Source organism: Micromonospora sp. HNM0581, from assembly GCF_012726175.1.
In the GTDB taxonomy this organism is placed as follows: domain Bacteria; phylum Actinomycetota; class Actinomycetes; order Mycobacteriales; family Micromonosporaceae; genus Micromonospora.
The window spans coordinates 91,912-106,852 of the sequence record NZ_JAASAD010000002.1 but is presented as its reverse complement, the minus strand read 5'-3'; the positions used below and the strand labels follow the sequence as shown (position 1 = coordinate 106,852).

Annotated in this window: 13 protein-coding genes; 4 read left to right on the top strand and 9 right to left on the bottom strand. The window is 71.7% G+C overall.

Annotated features, from left to right (window positions below; genetic code table 11):
* Nucleotides 1-48: 48 nt before the first annotated feature.
* Nucleotides 49-1,077, bottom strand: coding sequence for a 6-phosphofructokinase (locus tag HCA58_RS03400; protein ID WP_169596269.1), 1,029 nt, complete (start codon nt 1,075-1,077; stop codon nt 49-51).
* Between the two features lie 150 nt (nt 1,078-1,227).
* Nucleotides 1,228-1,740 carry a polyadenylate-specific 3'-exoribonuclease AS gene (locus HCA58_RS03395; RefSeq protein ID WP_169596615.1) on the bottom strand — a complete coding sequence of 171 codons (513 nt, stop codon included), beginning with the start codon at nt 1,738-1,740 and terminating at the stop codon, nt 1,228-1,230.
* A 263-nt stretch (nt 1,741-2,003) separates the two neighbouring features.
* On the opposite strand from HCA58_RS03395, the gene HCA58_RS03390 reads away from it, so the two are divergent.
* The gene (locus HCA58_RS03390; protein ID WP_093401197.1) at nt 2,004-2,696 is read left to right on the top strand and encodes a Crp/Fnr family transcriptional regulator; all 693 of its coding nucleotides are present in this window, start codon (nt 2,004-2,006) and stop codon (nt 2,694-2,696) included.
* A gap of 68 nt (nt 2,697-2,764) precedes the next feature.
* Here HCA58_RS03390 and HCA58_RS03385 read toward each other — a convergent pair whose 3' ends face one another.
* Entirely contained in the window at nt 2,765-2,974 is a 210-nt protein-coding gene (locus HCA58_RS03385; RefSeq protein WP_169596268.1) for a hypothetical protein, read from the bottom strand.
* Nucleotides 2,975-3,134: 160 nt separating this feature from the next.
* Here HCA58_RS03385 and HCA58_RS03380 point away from each other — a divergent pair, with 160 nt between their 5' ends.
* From HCA58_RS03380 to HCA58_RS03370, 3 genes are all read left to right on the top strand, one after another.
* Nucleotides 3,135-6,704, top strand: a complete 3,570-nt coding sequence (locus HCA58_RS03380; protein WP_346775870.1) for an adenylate/guanylate cyclase domain-containing protein — start codon at nt 3,135-3,137, stop codon at nt 6,702-6,704.
* Between the two features lie 476 nt (nt 6,705-7,180).
* On the top strand, nt 7,181-8,026 hold the full coding sequence (locus HCA58_RS03375; RefSeq protein WP_169596267.1) for a DUF308 domain-containing protein: 846 nt from the start codon (nt 7,181-7,183) through the stop codon (nt 8,024-8,026).
* Between the two features lie 174 nt (nt 8,027-8,200).
* The gene (locus HCA58_RS03370) at nt 8,201-9,616 is read left to right on the top strand and encodes a trehalose-6-phosphate synthase (protein WP_169596613.1); all 1,416 of its coding nucleotides are present in this window, start codon (nt 8,201-8,203) and stop codon (nt 9,614-9,616) included.
* Nucleotides 9,617-9,660: 44 nt separating this feature from the next.
* Here the strand turns inward: HCA58_RS03370 and HCA58_RS03365 are convergent, their stop codons facing one another.
* The 6 genes from HCA58_RS03365 to HCA58_RS03340 form a co-directional block, all read right to left on the bottom strand.
* Nucleotides 9,661-10,479 (bottom strand): alpha/beta fold hydrolase, encoded by an 819-nt coding sequence (locus HCA58_RS03365; RefSeq protein WP_169596266.1) that lies wholly within the window; start codon nt 10,477-10,479, stop codon nt 9,661-9,663.
* Entirely contained in the window at nt 10,476-11,882 is a 1,407-nt protein-coding gene (locus HCA58_RS03360) for an NAD(P)-binding domain-containing protein (protein WP_169596265.1), read from the bottom strand. The genes HCA58_RS03365 and HCA58_RS03360 overlap by 4 nt, the downstream gene beginning before the upstream one ends.
* 92 nt (nt 11,883-11,974) lie before the next feature.
* Nucleotides 11,975-12,679 carry an endonuclease/exonuclease/phosphatase family protein gene (locus HCA58_RS03355; protein WP_169596264.1) on the bottom strand — a complete coding sequence of 235 codons (705 nt, stop codon included), beginning with the start codon at nt 12,677-12,679 and terminating at the stop codon, nt 11,975-11,977.
* Entirely contained in the window at nt 12,680-13,627 is a 948-nt protein-coding gene (locus tag HCA58_RS03350) for an ROK family glucokinase (protein ID WP_169596612.1), read from the bottom strand.
* Nucleotides 13,628-13,694: 67 nt separating this feature from the next.
* Nucleotides 13,695-14,387, bottom strand: coding sequence for a hypothetical protein (locus HCA58_RS03345; RefSeq protein ID WP_169596263.1), 693 nt, complete (start codon nt 14,385-14,387; stop codon nt 13,695-13,697).
* A gap of 40 nt (nt 14,388-14,427) precedes the next feature.
* Complete coding sequence (locus HCA58_RS03340; protein ID WP_169596262.1) at nt 14,428-14,883, bottom strand: SRPBCC family protein; 456 nt, start codon at nt 14,881-14,883, stop codon at nt 14,428-14,430.
* Nucleotides 14,884-14,941: the final 58 nt, after the last annotated feature.

Here is a 14,941-nt window from a genome sequence, read left to right as displayed (position 1 = left end):
GCCGGCGTCGCGGCGGGCCCGGTGGCCCGCCGCGACGCCGGACGACGTTCAGCTACCGAAGAAGACTTCGGCCTCGGCGTACCGCTCCAGCGGAACGGTCTTCAGCTCGGCGGTGGCGTCGGCGAGCGGAACGCGGACGATGTTCGTGCTATGCATCGCGACCATCTTGCCCCAGTCGCCCTCGTGGACGGCGTCGATGGCCTGCAGCCCCAGCCGGGTGGCGAGCACCCGGTCGAACGCGGTGGGGGTGCCGCCACGCTGGATGTGGCCGAGCACGACGGTGCGGGCCTCCTTGCCGGTCTTGGCCTCCAGCTGCTCGGCCAGCCACTGGCCGATGCCACCGAGCCGCACGTGCCCGAACGCGTCCAGCTCCTGATTCTGCAGGACCATCTGGCCCTCCAGCGGCTGGGCGCCTTCGGCGACCACGACGATCGGGGCGTACTGGTGCTGGAAACGCTTCTCGACGTACCCGGCGACCTGCTCGACGTCGAAGTTCCGCTCCGGCAGCAGGATCACGTTGGCGCCGCCGGCCAGACCCGCGTGCAGGGCGATCCAACCGGCGTGCCGGCCCATCACCTCGACCACCAGGGTGCGGTGGTGACTCTCGGCGGTGGTGTGCAGCCGGTCGATCGCCTCCATGGCGATGTTGACGGCGGTGTCGAAACCGAACGTGTAGTCGGTCGCGCCGAGGTCGTTGTCGATGGTCTTCGGCACGCCGATCACATTGACGCCGAGCTCGTGCAGCTTGGTGGCGACGCCGAGGGTGTCCTCACCGCCGATGGCGATGAGAGCGTCGACGCCCTGCGCGGCAAGGTTGTCCTTGATCTGCTCGACGCCGTTCTCGATTTTGAAGGGGTTGGTCCGGGAGGAGCCGAGGATCGTGCCGCCCCGGGGCAGGATGCCACGGACCTCCGCGATGCCGAGCGGGCGGGAAAGCCCCTCCAGTGGGCCCTTCCAACCGTCCTGGAAACCCACGAACTCGTGGCCGTAGCTGGCGACGCCCTTACGGACCACCGCCCGGATGACCGCGTTGAGACCTGGGCAGTCGCCGCCGCCGGTGAGCACGCCGATACGCATGATCTGCTCATCCTCCTGGGGAGCATCTGGTCAAGCCCGATCAAGCCCCAGGATATGTGTCAGCGCGGACCCTCGGCACCGTTGCCGGCCCGGGGCGGGCCGTCCCTACGAACTGTAGTCGCCGCCCGGTACGGCTCGGAGAGCGCCCCACTACCGGCCGGTAGCCGTCCCGACGGTCATCGCCCGCCAGCGGGCCAGGTTGTGCCGGGCGTCGACCAGCGCGTCGTGCCGGGCCGCCGCAGCGGTCGGCAACGGGGGCCGCCCCCGGTCGTCCCACAACTGCCGCAGCTCCTTGGTGTAGCGGGGTATCTCCCGGGGCAGCGCCGGCATCGCGCCCCACAACTGCGCCAACGCCACATGGTCGTACGCCGCGTACCAGGCCCACAGTTCCACCTCCTCGCCCGGACGTCCCCGGATCGGCTCGAGAAGAAAGTCGTACAGGTCATCGCGGATGCGCTCGCGGGACCGCCACGCCCGGTCGGCCGGGGAGGGCAGCTTGTCGAGTACGTTGCGACGCACCCAGGGCACCGCGCGGGACGCGTCGAACTCGGTGGAGACCGCGTAGAACTCGCGGTCGTACTCGTCGACGACGCCGATCGAGACCAGTTCGACGGTCCGGCCGTCCTCGATGAACTCGCAGTCGTAGAAGTAGCGGTAGGCCATCGCGACCATCCTCGCCGATCGTCGTCGCGGCCCGTCGATCGGGTCGGCGACACCGGGAGCGCTTCCAGCCGTCGTCGCAGCGCCACACCCGGCTCGAACCGGTCACGGAAGTGAATTGAGGGGTGTACAGCACGCGACCGGACCGTCATGATCTGATGTGTTACCGCTGCCGGACGCCGAACGGGTGTCGGATCACCTCGTCAGGGCCTTCAGGCTCACCCGGTGAGCGAGTTGGGGTCCTTGACCGGGGGAGGGGTGGGGCCGTGGAGATGCGCCTGCCGGAGCCGGGTGACGCGCTCACCGGCGTGGACATGTTCGCCGGGCTCGAACCGGAGGTTCGCCAGCGGGTGGTCGCTGCCGCGGTGCCCCGGACGTACCGCAAGGGTCAGCTGCTGTTCGTGGAGAACGACCCGGGCGAGTCACTGATCATCCTGCGCCGGGGCGCGGTGGCCGTGTTCCGTACCGCCCCCACCGGCGAACGGGCGATCCTGACCGTGATGCGCCCGCCGGACGTGCTCGGTGAGGTGTCCCTGCTGGACGCCTCGACCAGGTCGACCTCGGCCGAGGCGATCGAGGACACCGCCGCGTTGGCACTGTCCCGGCCGGCCTTCATGGAGCTGGTCCACTCGAATGCGCGGATCCTCGACGCGGTGATGCGGTCCCTCGGCGCGTTGATCCGCCGGCTGACCGAGCAGAACGCCGACCACGTCTTCCTCGACCTGCCTGGCCGGGTGGCCAAGACGCTGGTCCGACTCGCCGGCGAGAGCCAGGCGCCGATGATCACCATCGAGCTGAACCAGAGTCAGCTCGCCGAGATGGCCGGTGGTTCCCGGCAGAGCGTCAACCAGGCGATCGGCTCGTTCGCCAACCGGGGCTGGTTGCGCACCGAGGGTCGGCGGATCGTGGTCACCGACGTGCCCGCTCTTCGCCGCCGGGCCGGCATGAACGAACGCTGAGCGACCGGCACCGACGAAGGCGGGCGGGCCGGGACGATCGTCCCGGCCCGCCCGTCGCTGCCCCCCGGTCAGGGCTTGGTGCTGCCCGGTCCGGCCCAGTCGGTGCCACCGGGACCGGCCCAGTCCGTGCCGTCCTTGCCACCGCCGGGCACCTCGCCGACGATGCCCTGCGCCTGCAACTGCGCCAGGGTCGCGGCGTCCACGTCCACCGAGTCACCCGCGGAGTGGGCGACCCCGCTACCGTCGGTCCAGTCACTCTTCAGCATCACGTACACCATGGAGCTGTCCTTCTGATCGGCGGTCAACGAATCGGCCGCCTGAATCTAGCCGTTCCGAAGCGGCGGGAGCTGCCCGGCTGAGTGTCCACAAGCCAACAGCCCGGTACCCGACAGTGCGGCGGACAGGGATACTCGACGCTGCGCCCCGAGGCGTCGGGGCCTGCCACTGGAGGGTGTCATCGCCGCGCAGTGTGACCGCTGTGGACGTACCGCTGCCGAGGGCGACCGCTTCTGCGGTGGCTGCGGCGCGGAACTCGCTGCCGTCTGTCCGCACTGCCTGCGCCCCCTCGCGCCGGACGTGGCCTTCTGCACCTCCTGCGGCGCACCTCGCACCGGCACGGACCTGTCCGGCCCCACCAGCCAGGAGGATCGTCGCCGGGTCAGCGTGCTCTTCGTCGACCTGATCGACTTCACCCCGTACGTAGAGCGGGCCGATCCGGAGCTGGTCCGCGGCATGCAGACCGGTTTCTTCTCCGCCGTCCGTCGGGTGGTGGGTCAGTACGGCGGCGTGGTGGAGAAGTACATCGGCGACGCGGTGATGGCGCTGTTCGGTGCGCCGGTGGCCACCGAAACCGACGGGTTGCGGTGTGTCCGGGCCGGGCTGGAACTACAGCGGGTACTGACCCGTTTCACGCCCACCGGCACGGAAGGACTGCGCTTCCGGGTCGGGGTGGCCACCGGGGAGGCCCTCGTCGACGTGGCTGCCGCCCGCGACGGTGGTCAGGCGATCGTCGCCGGAGACGTGGTCAACACCGCGTCCCGGTTGCAGTCCGCGGCGCCACCCGGCGGGGTTCTTGTCGACGGTGCCACTCACGCGCTGACCCGGGACACCATCCGGTACGACGGGCGACCCCCGATCACCCTGCGCGGCCGGTCCGCACCGACCGAGGTGTGGCTGGCCCGGTCCGCCATCCGCCGGCAGCCCACCGATCGGGAGTCCGACACCACTCCCCTGATCGATCGGGAGCACGAGCTGGGCATGCTGATCAACGCCCTGCACCGCAGCCTGCGCGACCGCCGACCCCAGGTGGTGACCGTCTTCGGTCGGGCCGGCATCGGCAAGAGCCGGCTGGTCCGTGAGCTGCACCGGCACACCGGCCGGCTGGTGGACGAGCCGCTGACCTGGCGGATCGGCAGGTGTCCACCGTTCGGTGAGAACGTCACGTTCGCCGCGCTTGCCGACATCGTCAAGACCGAGGCGGGCATCCTGGACACCGATCCGGCCGCCAGCGCCGCGCAACGCCTCGCCGCCGCCGTGAGCAGGCTGGTCGGCGTCGCAGAGCGGGAACGGGTGGCCGACGCGCTGCGTCCGCTTGTCGGGCTGGCCGGCAACCCACTGCCCGCGGAGGAAGCGGAATCGGCATGGCGACGGTTCCTGCTGGCCCTCGCCGCCAGCCGCCCCACCGTGCTGGTCTTCGAGGACCTGCACTGGGCCGACGACGCGATGCTGCGTTTCGTGGAGCTGCTGGGCGCGGCGGCCCGGGACGTACCGCTGCTGCTGCTGTGCACCGCCCGCCCCGAGCTCGTCGACCGCGATCCGAGCTGGGCGGGGACCATCACCGGTTCGGTCACCATCGCCCTGCCGCCGTTGCGGGACACCGGCATCGCCGCGTTGTACACCCACATGTTCGGCCAGGCCGCGTTCCCCGCCGACCTGCTGACCCCGCTGATCGAGGTGGCCGGCGGCAATCCACTCTACGCCCACGAGTACGTCCGGATGCTTATCGAGCAGGGCGCCCTGCGGCAGTCCGGGCGCGGCTGGTCGCTGGAGAGGCACCTGGATCTGCCGATGCCGGAGAGTGTGCACGCGGTCATCGCCAATCGGGTCGACCTGCTCGACGCGAAGGACCGTGCGGTGCTGCTGGCCGCCGCGGTCGTCGGAGTGCAGTTCTGGCCCGGTGCGGTGGCCGCCGCCGTCGGACAGCCGGTCGAATCCGTCGAGCGTGCCCTGCGTCGACTGGAACAGCGGGACTTCGTCCACGAACAGGCCGCCTCCACGATGGCCGGTCAGCCGGAGTACCGCTTCCGACACGTCCTGGTCCGCGACGTGTGTTACCAGCGGTTACCCCGAGCCGAGCGGGTGGCCCGGCACGAACGCACCGCCGACTGGTTGGACACGCTGTCCCAGAGCCGGGAGACCGACCTGGCCGAGGTGCTGGCACACCACCGCTGGGCGGCGCACGAGATTGCCCGCTCGCTGGGCATGGAGACCCGCCGTTACGCGGCGCCGGCCCGGGCCGCGCTGCACCGGGCGGCACGTCGGGCGTACGCGCTGCACGGGCTGGACGCCGCCGCTGGCCACGCGGCCCGGGCGCTCGGTCTGGTCGACGACTCCGATCCGGTGGGTCGACTCCAGCTGGAGTTGCTCAGTACCGAGATCTCATTCCACCGCGACGGCAACGCCTTCCTCTCCGGTGGCGGGCCGGAGCAGGTGCAGTCGCTCGCCGAGCGACTGCACGCGCACGGCGACGAGGCCTGCGCGGCGCGGGCCTGGACGCTGCTCGGTCAGGCGGCCTGGCTGCGGGCCGACCGTCCGGCGGCACTGGCCTGCCTGCACCGGGCGGTGCGGCTGTTCGACCCGCTGCCCGACAGCGCGCAGAAGGCCGACGCCTTCGCCGAGCTGGGGCGGCTGCACATGCTGAACTACGAGCGTGATCCGGCGGTGGCGGCGGCCGACACGGCGGCGGAGATCGGCGAACGACTCGGGCTCACCGAGATCCGCACCAACGCCCGGATCACCGCGGCCACCGCCCGGTATCAGGCCGGTGACCGGGCCGGACTCGACGAGTTGTACGCGATCGTGGAGTTCGGCCGGTCCAGTCAGTTGATCGCGCTGCCCCGGGCCACCCAGAACCTCGCCTACGCGGTACGGGAGGAGGGGGACTGGTTGCGCTCCGACGCTCTGCTCTCGGCTGCGCCGGCCCGCACCGCAAGCGGGCAGAACCTGAGCACCAGCTACTCCGCCGAGGCGATGCGGGCCTGGTTCGACGGGGACTTCGGCCGACTGATCGACGCCGCCGAGGCGTTCGTGGACACCCCGACCGGCAGCTGGGACATGCAGGTACGCGGCCTGCGGTCGTGCCTGCTGGTGCTGCGCGGCCAGCCGGTGCCGCCGGGGCCGCCGGGGGACGGTTCGCCGGCCGGCACACCACAATGCGACGACGTGGCCGCCGCGTTGGACATCGCCCGGCGCAGCGGCTTCCACCGGCCGCACTGGACGATGCTCGCGATGGGGGCGCTGTGCCGGGCGGTGCAGGGTCGCGTCGACGAGGCCGCCGCGCTGATCGACGAGCTGGCCGAGTCGTGGACGGCGGTACCGGCGTTGGCCAGCGGCGAGTGGATCGCTGCGGCTGGCTGGGCGGCCAGCCTCGCCGGCCGCAAGTCCGCTGTCCGGGTACGCGCGATGCTCGGCCAGGTTGGTCACCGTACGCCCTGGTCGGAGGCGGCGCTGCGGAGTGTGACCGGCGCGCTGGCTGGGCTCGACGACAACCATCGGCACGCCGCCGAGCTGCATCTGACCGCCGCCCAGATCTATGCCGGCATCCCCGATGTCACCGATCGGATGCTGGCGCTGACCTTCGCGGTACGCGAGCTGACGGCTGCCGGCGATCACGCTGCGGCCGGCGTACCCCTGGCCGAACTGCGTGCCTTCGCGCACCGCAACGCCGCTCCGGGCCTGCTCGCTCTGGCCCACCCGACCGCCGACGTCGCACAGACCCTCGCTTGCTGACCGTCGCGGATCCCGAGGCACCCGGTGCCGCCTGACGCCCCGCAGCGATGGGCCCTCGACCCGAAACCGCCGTCACGTTCGGTGTCGATCTACCTCCATCTGTCTCCTCACTTGCCGTATCTTGTTCTGGCGTCAGCCCTCGCGCTTGTGCACCTTTCATGCTGATCGGCAGTCCGTGCCGGCTTCGACCGCTGCTGCCGCACCTGGTCAGGCAGCTGTGCGCCGGTTGACGCCGAACACATGGGCCGTTGGGTACCGCCGGGTCGAGCGGGACTTCGGCACCCAGGGTTGCCGTCACCCTGTGTCGCTGCCCGGCCGGCGAGCGGTGTGTTAGGCACGGTCGCGGCGAGGGGGCCCGAAGGGGTCGGGCGTACGCCGCGCCACAAGGCACTCCCCGAACCCGCCCTCGACGTGTCACGATTCAGGGCACGGGGTGTGTGGCAACGCGCCGGAGGCGCGATGAGGAGGGTGGTCCGGTGTCAGCGGGTGGGGCCCGCCGGGGACGGCGGGACAACGGTCTCGACGCGAGCGAGTACGCGATCGCCGGCGACGTCGACCCGCGCGTCGGCGAGCACCTGCTCGACGTGCTGGCCGCTGGCGGGATCGCCGCCTACCTGCAACCGTCGGCCGACCTGAACCCGGTCACCCGCACCACCACCGTGCCGCCGCGACCGGTGGACCGGCTCTACGTGGACCGCTCGCACCTGAGCACCGCCCGCGACTACCTCAGCCAGCTCGCCGACGAGACCGGTGACGCTCGCGCCGGTGGCGAACCGGACATAGACGCCGAGTGGGAACGGATCGTCGCCGGGTTCCACGCCCCACCGGACGCCGGTGAGCACCCGTGGCCCGCCGCCGAGAACGTGGACGACCCCAGTGGGCGCGGCGGCGGCACGGCCACCGCTTCCCGGCCGAGCACCGAGGAGCCCGGCCCGACCGCCACCGACGTGCGCCGGCTGCCGTACGCCGCCGACGTCTCCGGAGTCTCGTTGGGACGTGGTCCCCGCGACGGGGAGGGGCCGTCGCTGCTGGACGGCCTGGACACCTTCGGTGGGGACCTGCCCGACGACCCGGACGACGAGCGCTACGTACCGCCGCCGCCACCGCCGTTGCCCCGCGTGTCGAAGTTCGCGATGGCTGGCATCCTCGCTGTGCTGCTCGGCTTCACGCTGTTCCTCTTCCCGGGCCTGCTCCCGGCCGACCAGGGCATCGTGACGTTGCTCGGTTTCACGGCCATACTCGCCGGTTTCGTCACCCTCGTGTGGCGGCTGCGGCCCGGGGACGCCGACGACCGCGACCCGGACGACGGCGCTGTCGTCTGAGTGGCGCGCAGGGTAGCCGTCCGGATACCGGGACGACGACCGCCCATGCCGACGCGCGTAACAGTGGTGTAACTTACTGTCAGTAGGAATACCGCAGCACGTCACGACACCCGCCGACTGCCCGGTTTCTTCCCCCTCGTGGCGGTCACTCCCCTGCTGATCGGAATGCCCGAGATGCGACAGAGTTCCCTCGTGGTGGTGGCCAACCGCCTACCCATCGACGACAGCGTGGCGCCCGACGGCGCGTGCGAGTGGCGGCGCAGCCCCGGTGGGCTGGTCAGCGCGCTGCACCCGTTGCTGCGCCACACCCCCGCGACCTGGGTCGGCTGGGCCGGTGGGACCGGCCCCGCACCCGAACTGCCCGACATCGACGGGGTACGGATGCACTCCGTCCCGCTCAGCGGCGACGACCTGCGCGACCACTACGAGGGCTTCGCCAACGCGACCCTCTGGCCGATCTATCACGACGCGGTCGAACAGCCGCAGCACCACCGGCGCTGGTGGGACGCCTACCTCCGGGTCAACCGGCGATTCGCCGAGGCCACCGCGCAGGTCGCCGAGTCCGGCGCGGTCATCTGGGTGCAGGACTACCACCTGCAACTGGTGCCGGGGCTGCTCCGCACCCTCCGGCCCGACCTGCGCATCGGCTTCTTCCTGCATGTGCCCTTTCCGCCACCGGAGCTGTTCATGCAACTGCCCCGCCGGGCCGAGCTGCTACGCGGGATGCTCGGTGCCGATCTGATCGGCTTCCAGCGCGCCCAGGCGGCACACAACTTCGCCCAACTGGTCACGAAGGTGCTGGGGCTGCCGGCCACCGACCGACGGATCGGGGTCGAGGACCGGGTGGTACGCATCGGTGCGTTCCCGGTGTCGATCGACACCGTGGAGATGGCCGCGCTGGCCGACCGTCCGGACGTGGCCGACCGGGCTCGCCGGCTGCGTCACGACCTGGGCAGCCCCGACCACGTGATCCTCAGCGTCGACCGGATGGACTACACGAAGGGCATCGAGCAGCGACTCAAGGCGTACAGCGAACTGCTGGCCGGCGGGCACGTCAAGGTCCGCGACACGGTGCTGGTGCAGGTGGCGGTGCCCAGCCGGGAACGGGTCAGCCAGTACCAGATCCTCCGGGACCGGGTAGAGCGGGAGGTCGGGCGGATCAACGGGGAGTTCGGCCGGGTAGGCGAGCCCGCCATCCACTACCTCACCCAGCCATTCGACCGCGCCGAGCTGGCCGCGCTCTACCGGGTCGCCGACGTGATGGCGGTGACCCCGCTGCGCGACGGCATGAACCTGGTCGCCAAGGAGTACGTCGCCGCCCGGGTCGATGACACCGGCGCGCTGCTGCTGAGCGAGTTCGCCGGGGCTGCCGCCGAGCTGCCGCAGGCGTACCTGGTCAATCCACACGACCTGGAAGGGCTCAAGCAGGGCCTGCTCGCGGCCCTGCGGGCCAACCCCGCCGACGTACGCGAACGGATGCGAGCGATGCGTGCGCACCTGCACGAGCACGACATCCGGGCCTGGGCGCGCTCCTATCTGGCCACCCTGGACCAGAGCGGTTCGATGCTCGCCCACCTCGGCGGCGGCTGAGTTCGGCCCACCACGCCCACGGCGCTTCAGCAAAACGCGACGTCTCAGCCCAGGTCGTCGCGGGCCGGATCCTTGACCAGCCAGTCGAGGATCGCGTCGATCGGCTCCCGCCACCTGGCGTCGAGCATCAGGTCGTGCCCCATACCGGGAAAAAGCAGCGGAGCCGAACCGTACCGCCGCGCGGCCCGGGTCAGCGCCGCAGCCGGCACCACCCGGTCGTCCGGGCTGCCCAGCACCAGCACGGGCGGGTCGCCCACCGCCGGTTCCGGATCGGCACCTGTCAGCAGCTGCCACTGGGCTCGTCGGCCCGCCCGGCCCAGCCTTGCGGCGTGCCGCTGGGCGTCGGCGTCGGGCAGCTCACGGCTGAACAGCTGCCTGCGGTGGAGCCGGAGCCCGGCACCGAAGACCGCCGGCACGGTACCGAACGGATTGCGACGCAACGCGGCGCCGAAGGTCACCCAATCACCCCACACCGGCGCCACCAGTACCGCCGCCCGGGCCGGGTAGCGGGCCAGGGCGTGCGCGACCACCAGGGCACCGGCACCGTGCCCCACCAGCACCGCCTGGCGGGGCAGGCTCGCCGCCACCTGAACCACGTCGTGGGCGTACGCCCGTAGGGTCGCCTCCGGCGCCGGGTCGCTGCCGCCGTGCCCACGCAGGCTCACCGCGTGGGCACCGAAGCCGCGGGCCGCGACGTGTCCGAGCCAGTGCTCGGCGTACGCCCAGGCACCGTGGCCGAAACCCGGCACGAACAGTAGCGGTGGCCGCCCCTCCTCCAACTCCGGAACGGCACTGAGCACCTCACGCCGGACCGGGCGCACCGGCCGCGCCCACTCCCAGCTGCGCATCACCCGCTCGGTCACTTGCTCTCCAGCTCGCGTAGGGCGCGCTCAAGCGCGCGCAGGTAGTCGGCGTGCCCGACCTCGAACCAGTGCCGGGTCGAGTCCTTGACCTGCCCCGAGTAGCGTTCGCCGGCCCCGGCGCGGACCCGGGCGGCGAAGGCCGCAGCCCGCTGCGGCGCGCTGGCGCGTGTCTGCAGCAGCCGGGCGAAGAGCACCGCCTGCCAGTGAGCCAGGGGGAAGATGCCGGAGTCCGGTTGGAGCAGCCCGGTCACCGCGAGCGTGGGATGGTCCGGCACGAGGGCGTTGAGCCACAGCCGGGGCCGTCCGACGCCCTCGTCGTCGCCGAGGATCTTGCCGTCGAGGAACTCGAAGCGCGGCAGGTAGCCGGTGGCGAAGACGACAAGTTCCGGGTCGATCTGCCGGCCGTCGGTCAACTCCACCGAGTGCGGGTGGAGCCGCTCGATGTCCGGCACCGGGGTGATCGCGCCGTGGCCCACGTGGTAGACGAGCAGGCTGTTGGCGATCAGATGGGTCTCGTACACCCGGTGGTCCGGCTTCGGCAGGCCGAAGCGGGTCAGGTCACCGACGGTCAGTCGCAGTGTCCGGTGGTAGAGCCACTGCCGGACCCGCAGCGGCACCCGCAGCGCCAGTAGCAGATCGTTGACCTGGTCGGCAGGGCGACCGAAGACGTACTTCGGGGCGTACCAGTAGCCACGGCGGGTGGAGTGCCAGCAACGGGACGCCTGCTGGGCGGCCTCCACGGCGATGTCGCAGCCGGTGTTGCCGGCCCCCACCACCAGTACCCGCTTGCCGCGCAGCTGCGCCGAGTCCTTGTACGACGAGGCGTGCATGACCTCACCGCGGAACTGCTCGAGCCCCTCGTACCGGGGAAGCTTCGGCGACCAGTTGTGCCCGTTGGCGACCACCACGGCCGCGTACCGGGAGGTGCGCTCGGGGCCGTAGCCGCCTGTGCTGCGGGTGGTGACGTCCCACCGGTCGTCGTCGACCGGCTCGACGCGTACCACCTCGGTGCCGAACCAGATGTGCCGGCGCAGGTCGAAATGGTCGGCGTAGCGCTCGAAGTAGGAGAGCAGCTGGCGGTGGTGCGGGTAGTCCGGCCAGTGGTCGGGCATCGGGAAGTCCGGGAACTGGGTGAACGGCCGCGACGAGATCAGGTGGGTGCTCGCGTACACCGGACTGCGGTCGTGCCGCCAGTTCCACGCACCACCGACGCCGGTCTCGCGTTCGTAGCAGTCGACCCCGAAGCCGTGCTCGGTGAGGTTCTTGACGGCGGTCAGGCCGCTGGCACCGGCGCCGATGACGCAGACGGTGTCACCCCGGTCGGAGACCGGGCGGCCGTCGTGGCCGGGGGAGAGCGTGTTCGTCTGCGGATCTGGACGGCCGGGCTCGGTGGAGGTGGGCACCGGGGGATCTCCTTCGTCTCGGCACGAGTGCCGGGTCGCGCGAAATCCTCTCCACAACGGAGCGGGATGTCCAGCCCGGCGCAGCGCCGGTGTCAGGCGGAGGCGGGCAGCAGCAGGTCGACGAGGACCGGGAAGTGGTCGCTGGCCCGCCGGGCAAGGGGAGTGTCGACCACGTCGTAGTCGATCACGGCGATCCGCGCGTCGACGAACAGCGCGTCGATGCGCCGTCGGGGATCAGCGCACGAGTAGGTGAGCCGGTCGGCCCGGTCGGCTGCCTCCGCCGCATCGATCAGCCCGTCGGCGACGGTGTGCCACGCCGGTCCGCCCGGTTCCTCGTTGAGGTCGGCGGCGGCGATCACCGGGTACGGCGCGGCGGCCAGGTCCTGCTTGAACAGCCCGGCCTGACCGGGACGCTCCGCCGGGTCGGTGGACAGGTGGGATCCAGCGACGGTGAACCGGGCCGAGGTGCCCACCCGGCAGTCGGCGTACGCGGCGCCGCGCAGGTGCCGGCCGGGGGTGAGCGGGAACCGCCGGCAGCGGGTCCCGGTCACCCGCACCCGGAGGCTGGTGAAGACCAGGTTGCCCAACGACGGCAGGCCGCCGGTGGCGACGACCAAGCCGAACGACTCGGCCAACGCGGCCGACTTCTCCCGCCACCGGAACCGGCGCGGCCCCTCCTGGACGACGACCACGTCCGGTGCCGTCTCGCGCACCACCCTGGCCAGCGCGACGGTGTCGTCCCGCTGGCCGTGGACGTTGTAGGACAACACGCGCAGTGGCACGCCGTGCGCGGCCACCTAGATCCGCCGGGCCAGGTCGGCCGCGCCGATGACCCCGGCGGAGTTGCCGAGCTCGGCCGGGCGGATCTCGGCGACCGGCAGCCGGCTGCGCTGGGCCAACGCCTCCGTGAACGAGCGACGGGTGGGTCCCATCAGCAGGTCACCGGCGTCGATGACGCCACCGCCGACGACCAGGATCTGCGGGTCGAGGATCTGCGCCATGTCCGCCAGGCTGGTGCCGAGCCAGCGCCCGACCTGCGCGAAAGCCTCGGCTGAGACAGGGTCGCCCGACTTTGCGGCGGCGGTGACCATCGGCCCGGTGATCGTCTCGGCCTCCCCGTCGGCCAGTTCCAGCAGGGCGGCGGCCCGCTGCGGCTCCTGCCGGGCGGCGGCCCTGGCGAAGCGGACCAGGGCGCTGCCGCTGGCATACTGCTCGATGCAGCCGAGTCGGCCGCAGCCGCACTGGTGGCCGTCGGGGACGGTGAGCATGTGGCCCAGTTCGGCGGCGATGCCGTGAGCGCCGCGGACCAGCTCACCGCCGAGCACGATGCCGCCGCCGACGCCGGTGCCGATCGTGAACATCACCATCGAGTCTTCGGCGTGACGGGCGGCGCCGTAACGGAACTCCGCCCAGGCGGCCACGTTGCCGTCGTTCTCCACGATGACCGGCAGTCCGACCGCCGCGCCGACGTACGCCCGCAGCGGCTCTTCGCGCCAAGCCAGGTTGGGTGCGAAGAGCACCGTGGAACGGCTGGCGTCGATCCAACCGGCCGCGCCGATGCCCACCGCCTGGACGTCGTGGCCGGTGGCCAGTTCCGCGACCAACTCGATGATGACGTCGCGGGTCTTGCCGACGTCGTCGGCGGGGGTGTCTCGGCGGGCCTGCACGAGGACCGTACCGGTGTCGTCGACGACACCGCCGGCCACCTTGGTGCCACCGACGTCGACTCCGATGGTCAGCGTCACCGCTGCCACTCCCCTCTGCTGTGCCACCCGCGCACCTGTCTTCACCGGTGGTGCGGGTCGTCCGTGGTCAGGCCTCGTCGCCTGGTGCGTCCTGCCGTGCGCCGGGCACGGTACGGCCGTCCGGTGCGGCCTCGTCACCCGGTGCGGGCTCGCCCTCGGGTACCCGGGATACGGGCACCACACGACGCTCGGTCGACGCCCGGCGTGCGGCCGGTGTGACCGACCCGGCGGCGTCGACGGGCGCGGCTGCCGGGACGGCGACGTCGTCCGCCCGGGTCGCGGCGGCCCAGACGTCTCGCTCCGGTGCCGGCTGAGAATCATGCCCGGTCCGGGTCGCCTCGCGCCACACGTGGTCGTCGAACGGGTCGGTGGTGGCCCCGGCGGCGGGCCCGGACGTCGGGGCCACCACCGACTCGGCCGGAGCGAAGGCGCGTAGGAAACTGGCCAGGCCAGCGGCCAGGTCCCCGGTGCCGGTGGCCAGCCGTTCGGCGAACTCGGGACTCGGATCGCGTAGGGCGGCGATGCCCCGACATACCGGGCAGACGCAGCATTCGGCACCTCCGGTGGCGAACCCGCTCCTGGCGCCACCGGGAGTGGCACCCGGGGCGTCGTTGTGACCGAGGACACCGGCCACGAGCCCGCCGAGCGGGCCCAGCGGCGTCGCCGCCGGGTTGGTGGCGGCCATCCGTACGGTGGCCAGCAGAGTGGCTACCAGCCGCTCCGCCTCTTCCCGGGCCGTGCCCGGTTCTTTCGCACCCATGTTGGGCTCCTCTACCCCGGCGGCCGGGTCGCCGGACGCGTCACTGCGCCGCACCGGATGCTTCTACCCGGCGCTTGAGCTGCTTCAACGCGGCATCCATGATCATTTTTTCGGCTTTGCGGCGGAACATGCCGAGCATCCCGACCGCGAGCTCCACCTCCAGGGTGTAGGTCACGGTGGTGCTCCCGTCGGTACCGGCCGCCAAGTCGTACGAGCCGCGCTGCGCCTTCTGCATCTTCGACGGGGCCACCAGGTGCCACTCGATCCGGGACAGGTCCTCGGCGTAGGCGTAGGCCAGCACGTACTCGTCAGCCATCACGGTGGCGTCGAGAACGAAACGGACCTGGCTGGCGTAACCGTCCTCGTACTCCTCGACCACCTCCGCGACACGGACCGCGTCGGTCCACTCCGGGTAGCTCGGAAAGTCACAGATGACTGCGGCCACCCGGTCCGGTGACGCACCGATGATGATCGACTGGGTGGAGGAGTCCGCCATGGTGGGAGGCTACCGTCCGGTGACCGCCCGCGTGCCGCTGCGCCCACCTGCGATGTGC

What these genes read in the sequence shown, in the direction of transcription:
- HCA58_RS03395 (WP_169596615.1), bottom strand. Translation starts at nt 1,740, where the DNA reads ATGGCCTACCGCTACTTCTACGACTGCGAGTTCATCGAGGACGGCCGG.
- HCA58_RS03340 (WP_169596262.1), bottom strand. Translation starts at nt 14,883, where the DNA reads ATGGCGGACTCCTCCACCCAGTCGATCATCATCGGTGCGTCACCGGAC.
- HCA58_RS03400 (WP_169596269.1), bottom strand. Translation starts at nt 1,077, where the DNA reads ATGCGTATCGGCGTGCTCACCGGCGGCGGCGACTGCCCAGGTCTCAAC.
- HCA58_RS03370 (WP_169596613.1), top strand. Translation starts at nt 8,201, where the DNA reads ATGCGACAGAGTTCCCTCGTGGTGGTGGCCAACCGCCTACCCATCGAC.
- HCA58_RS03345 (WP_169596263.1), bottom strand. Translation starts at nt 14,387, where the DNA reads ATGGGTGCGAAAGAACCGGGCACGGCCCGGGAAGAGGCGGAGCGGCTG.
- HCA58_RS03385 (WP_169596268.1), bottom strand. Translation starts at nt 2,974, where the DNA reads ATGGTGTACGTGATGCTGAAGAGTGACTGGACCGACGGTAGCGGGGTC.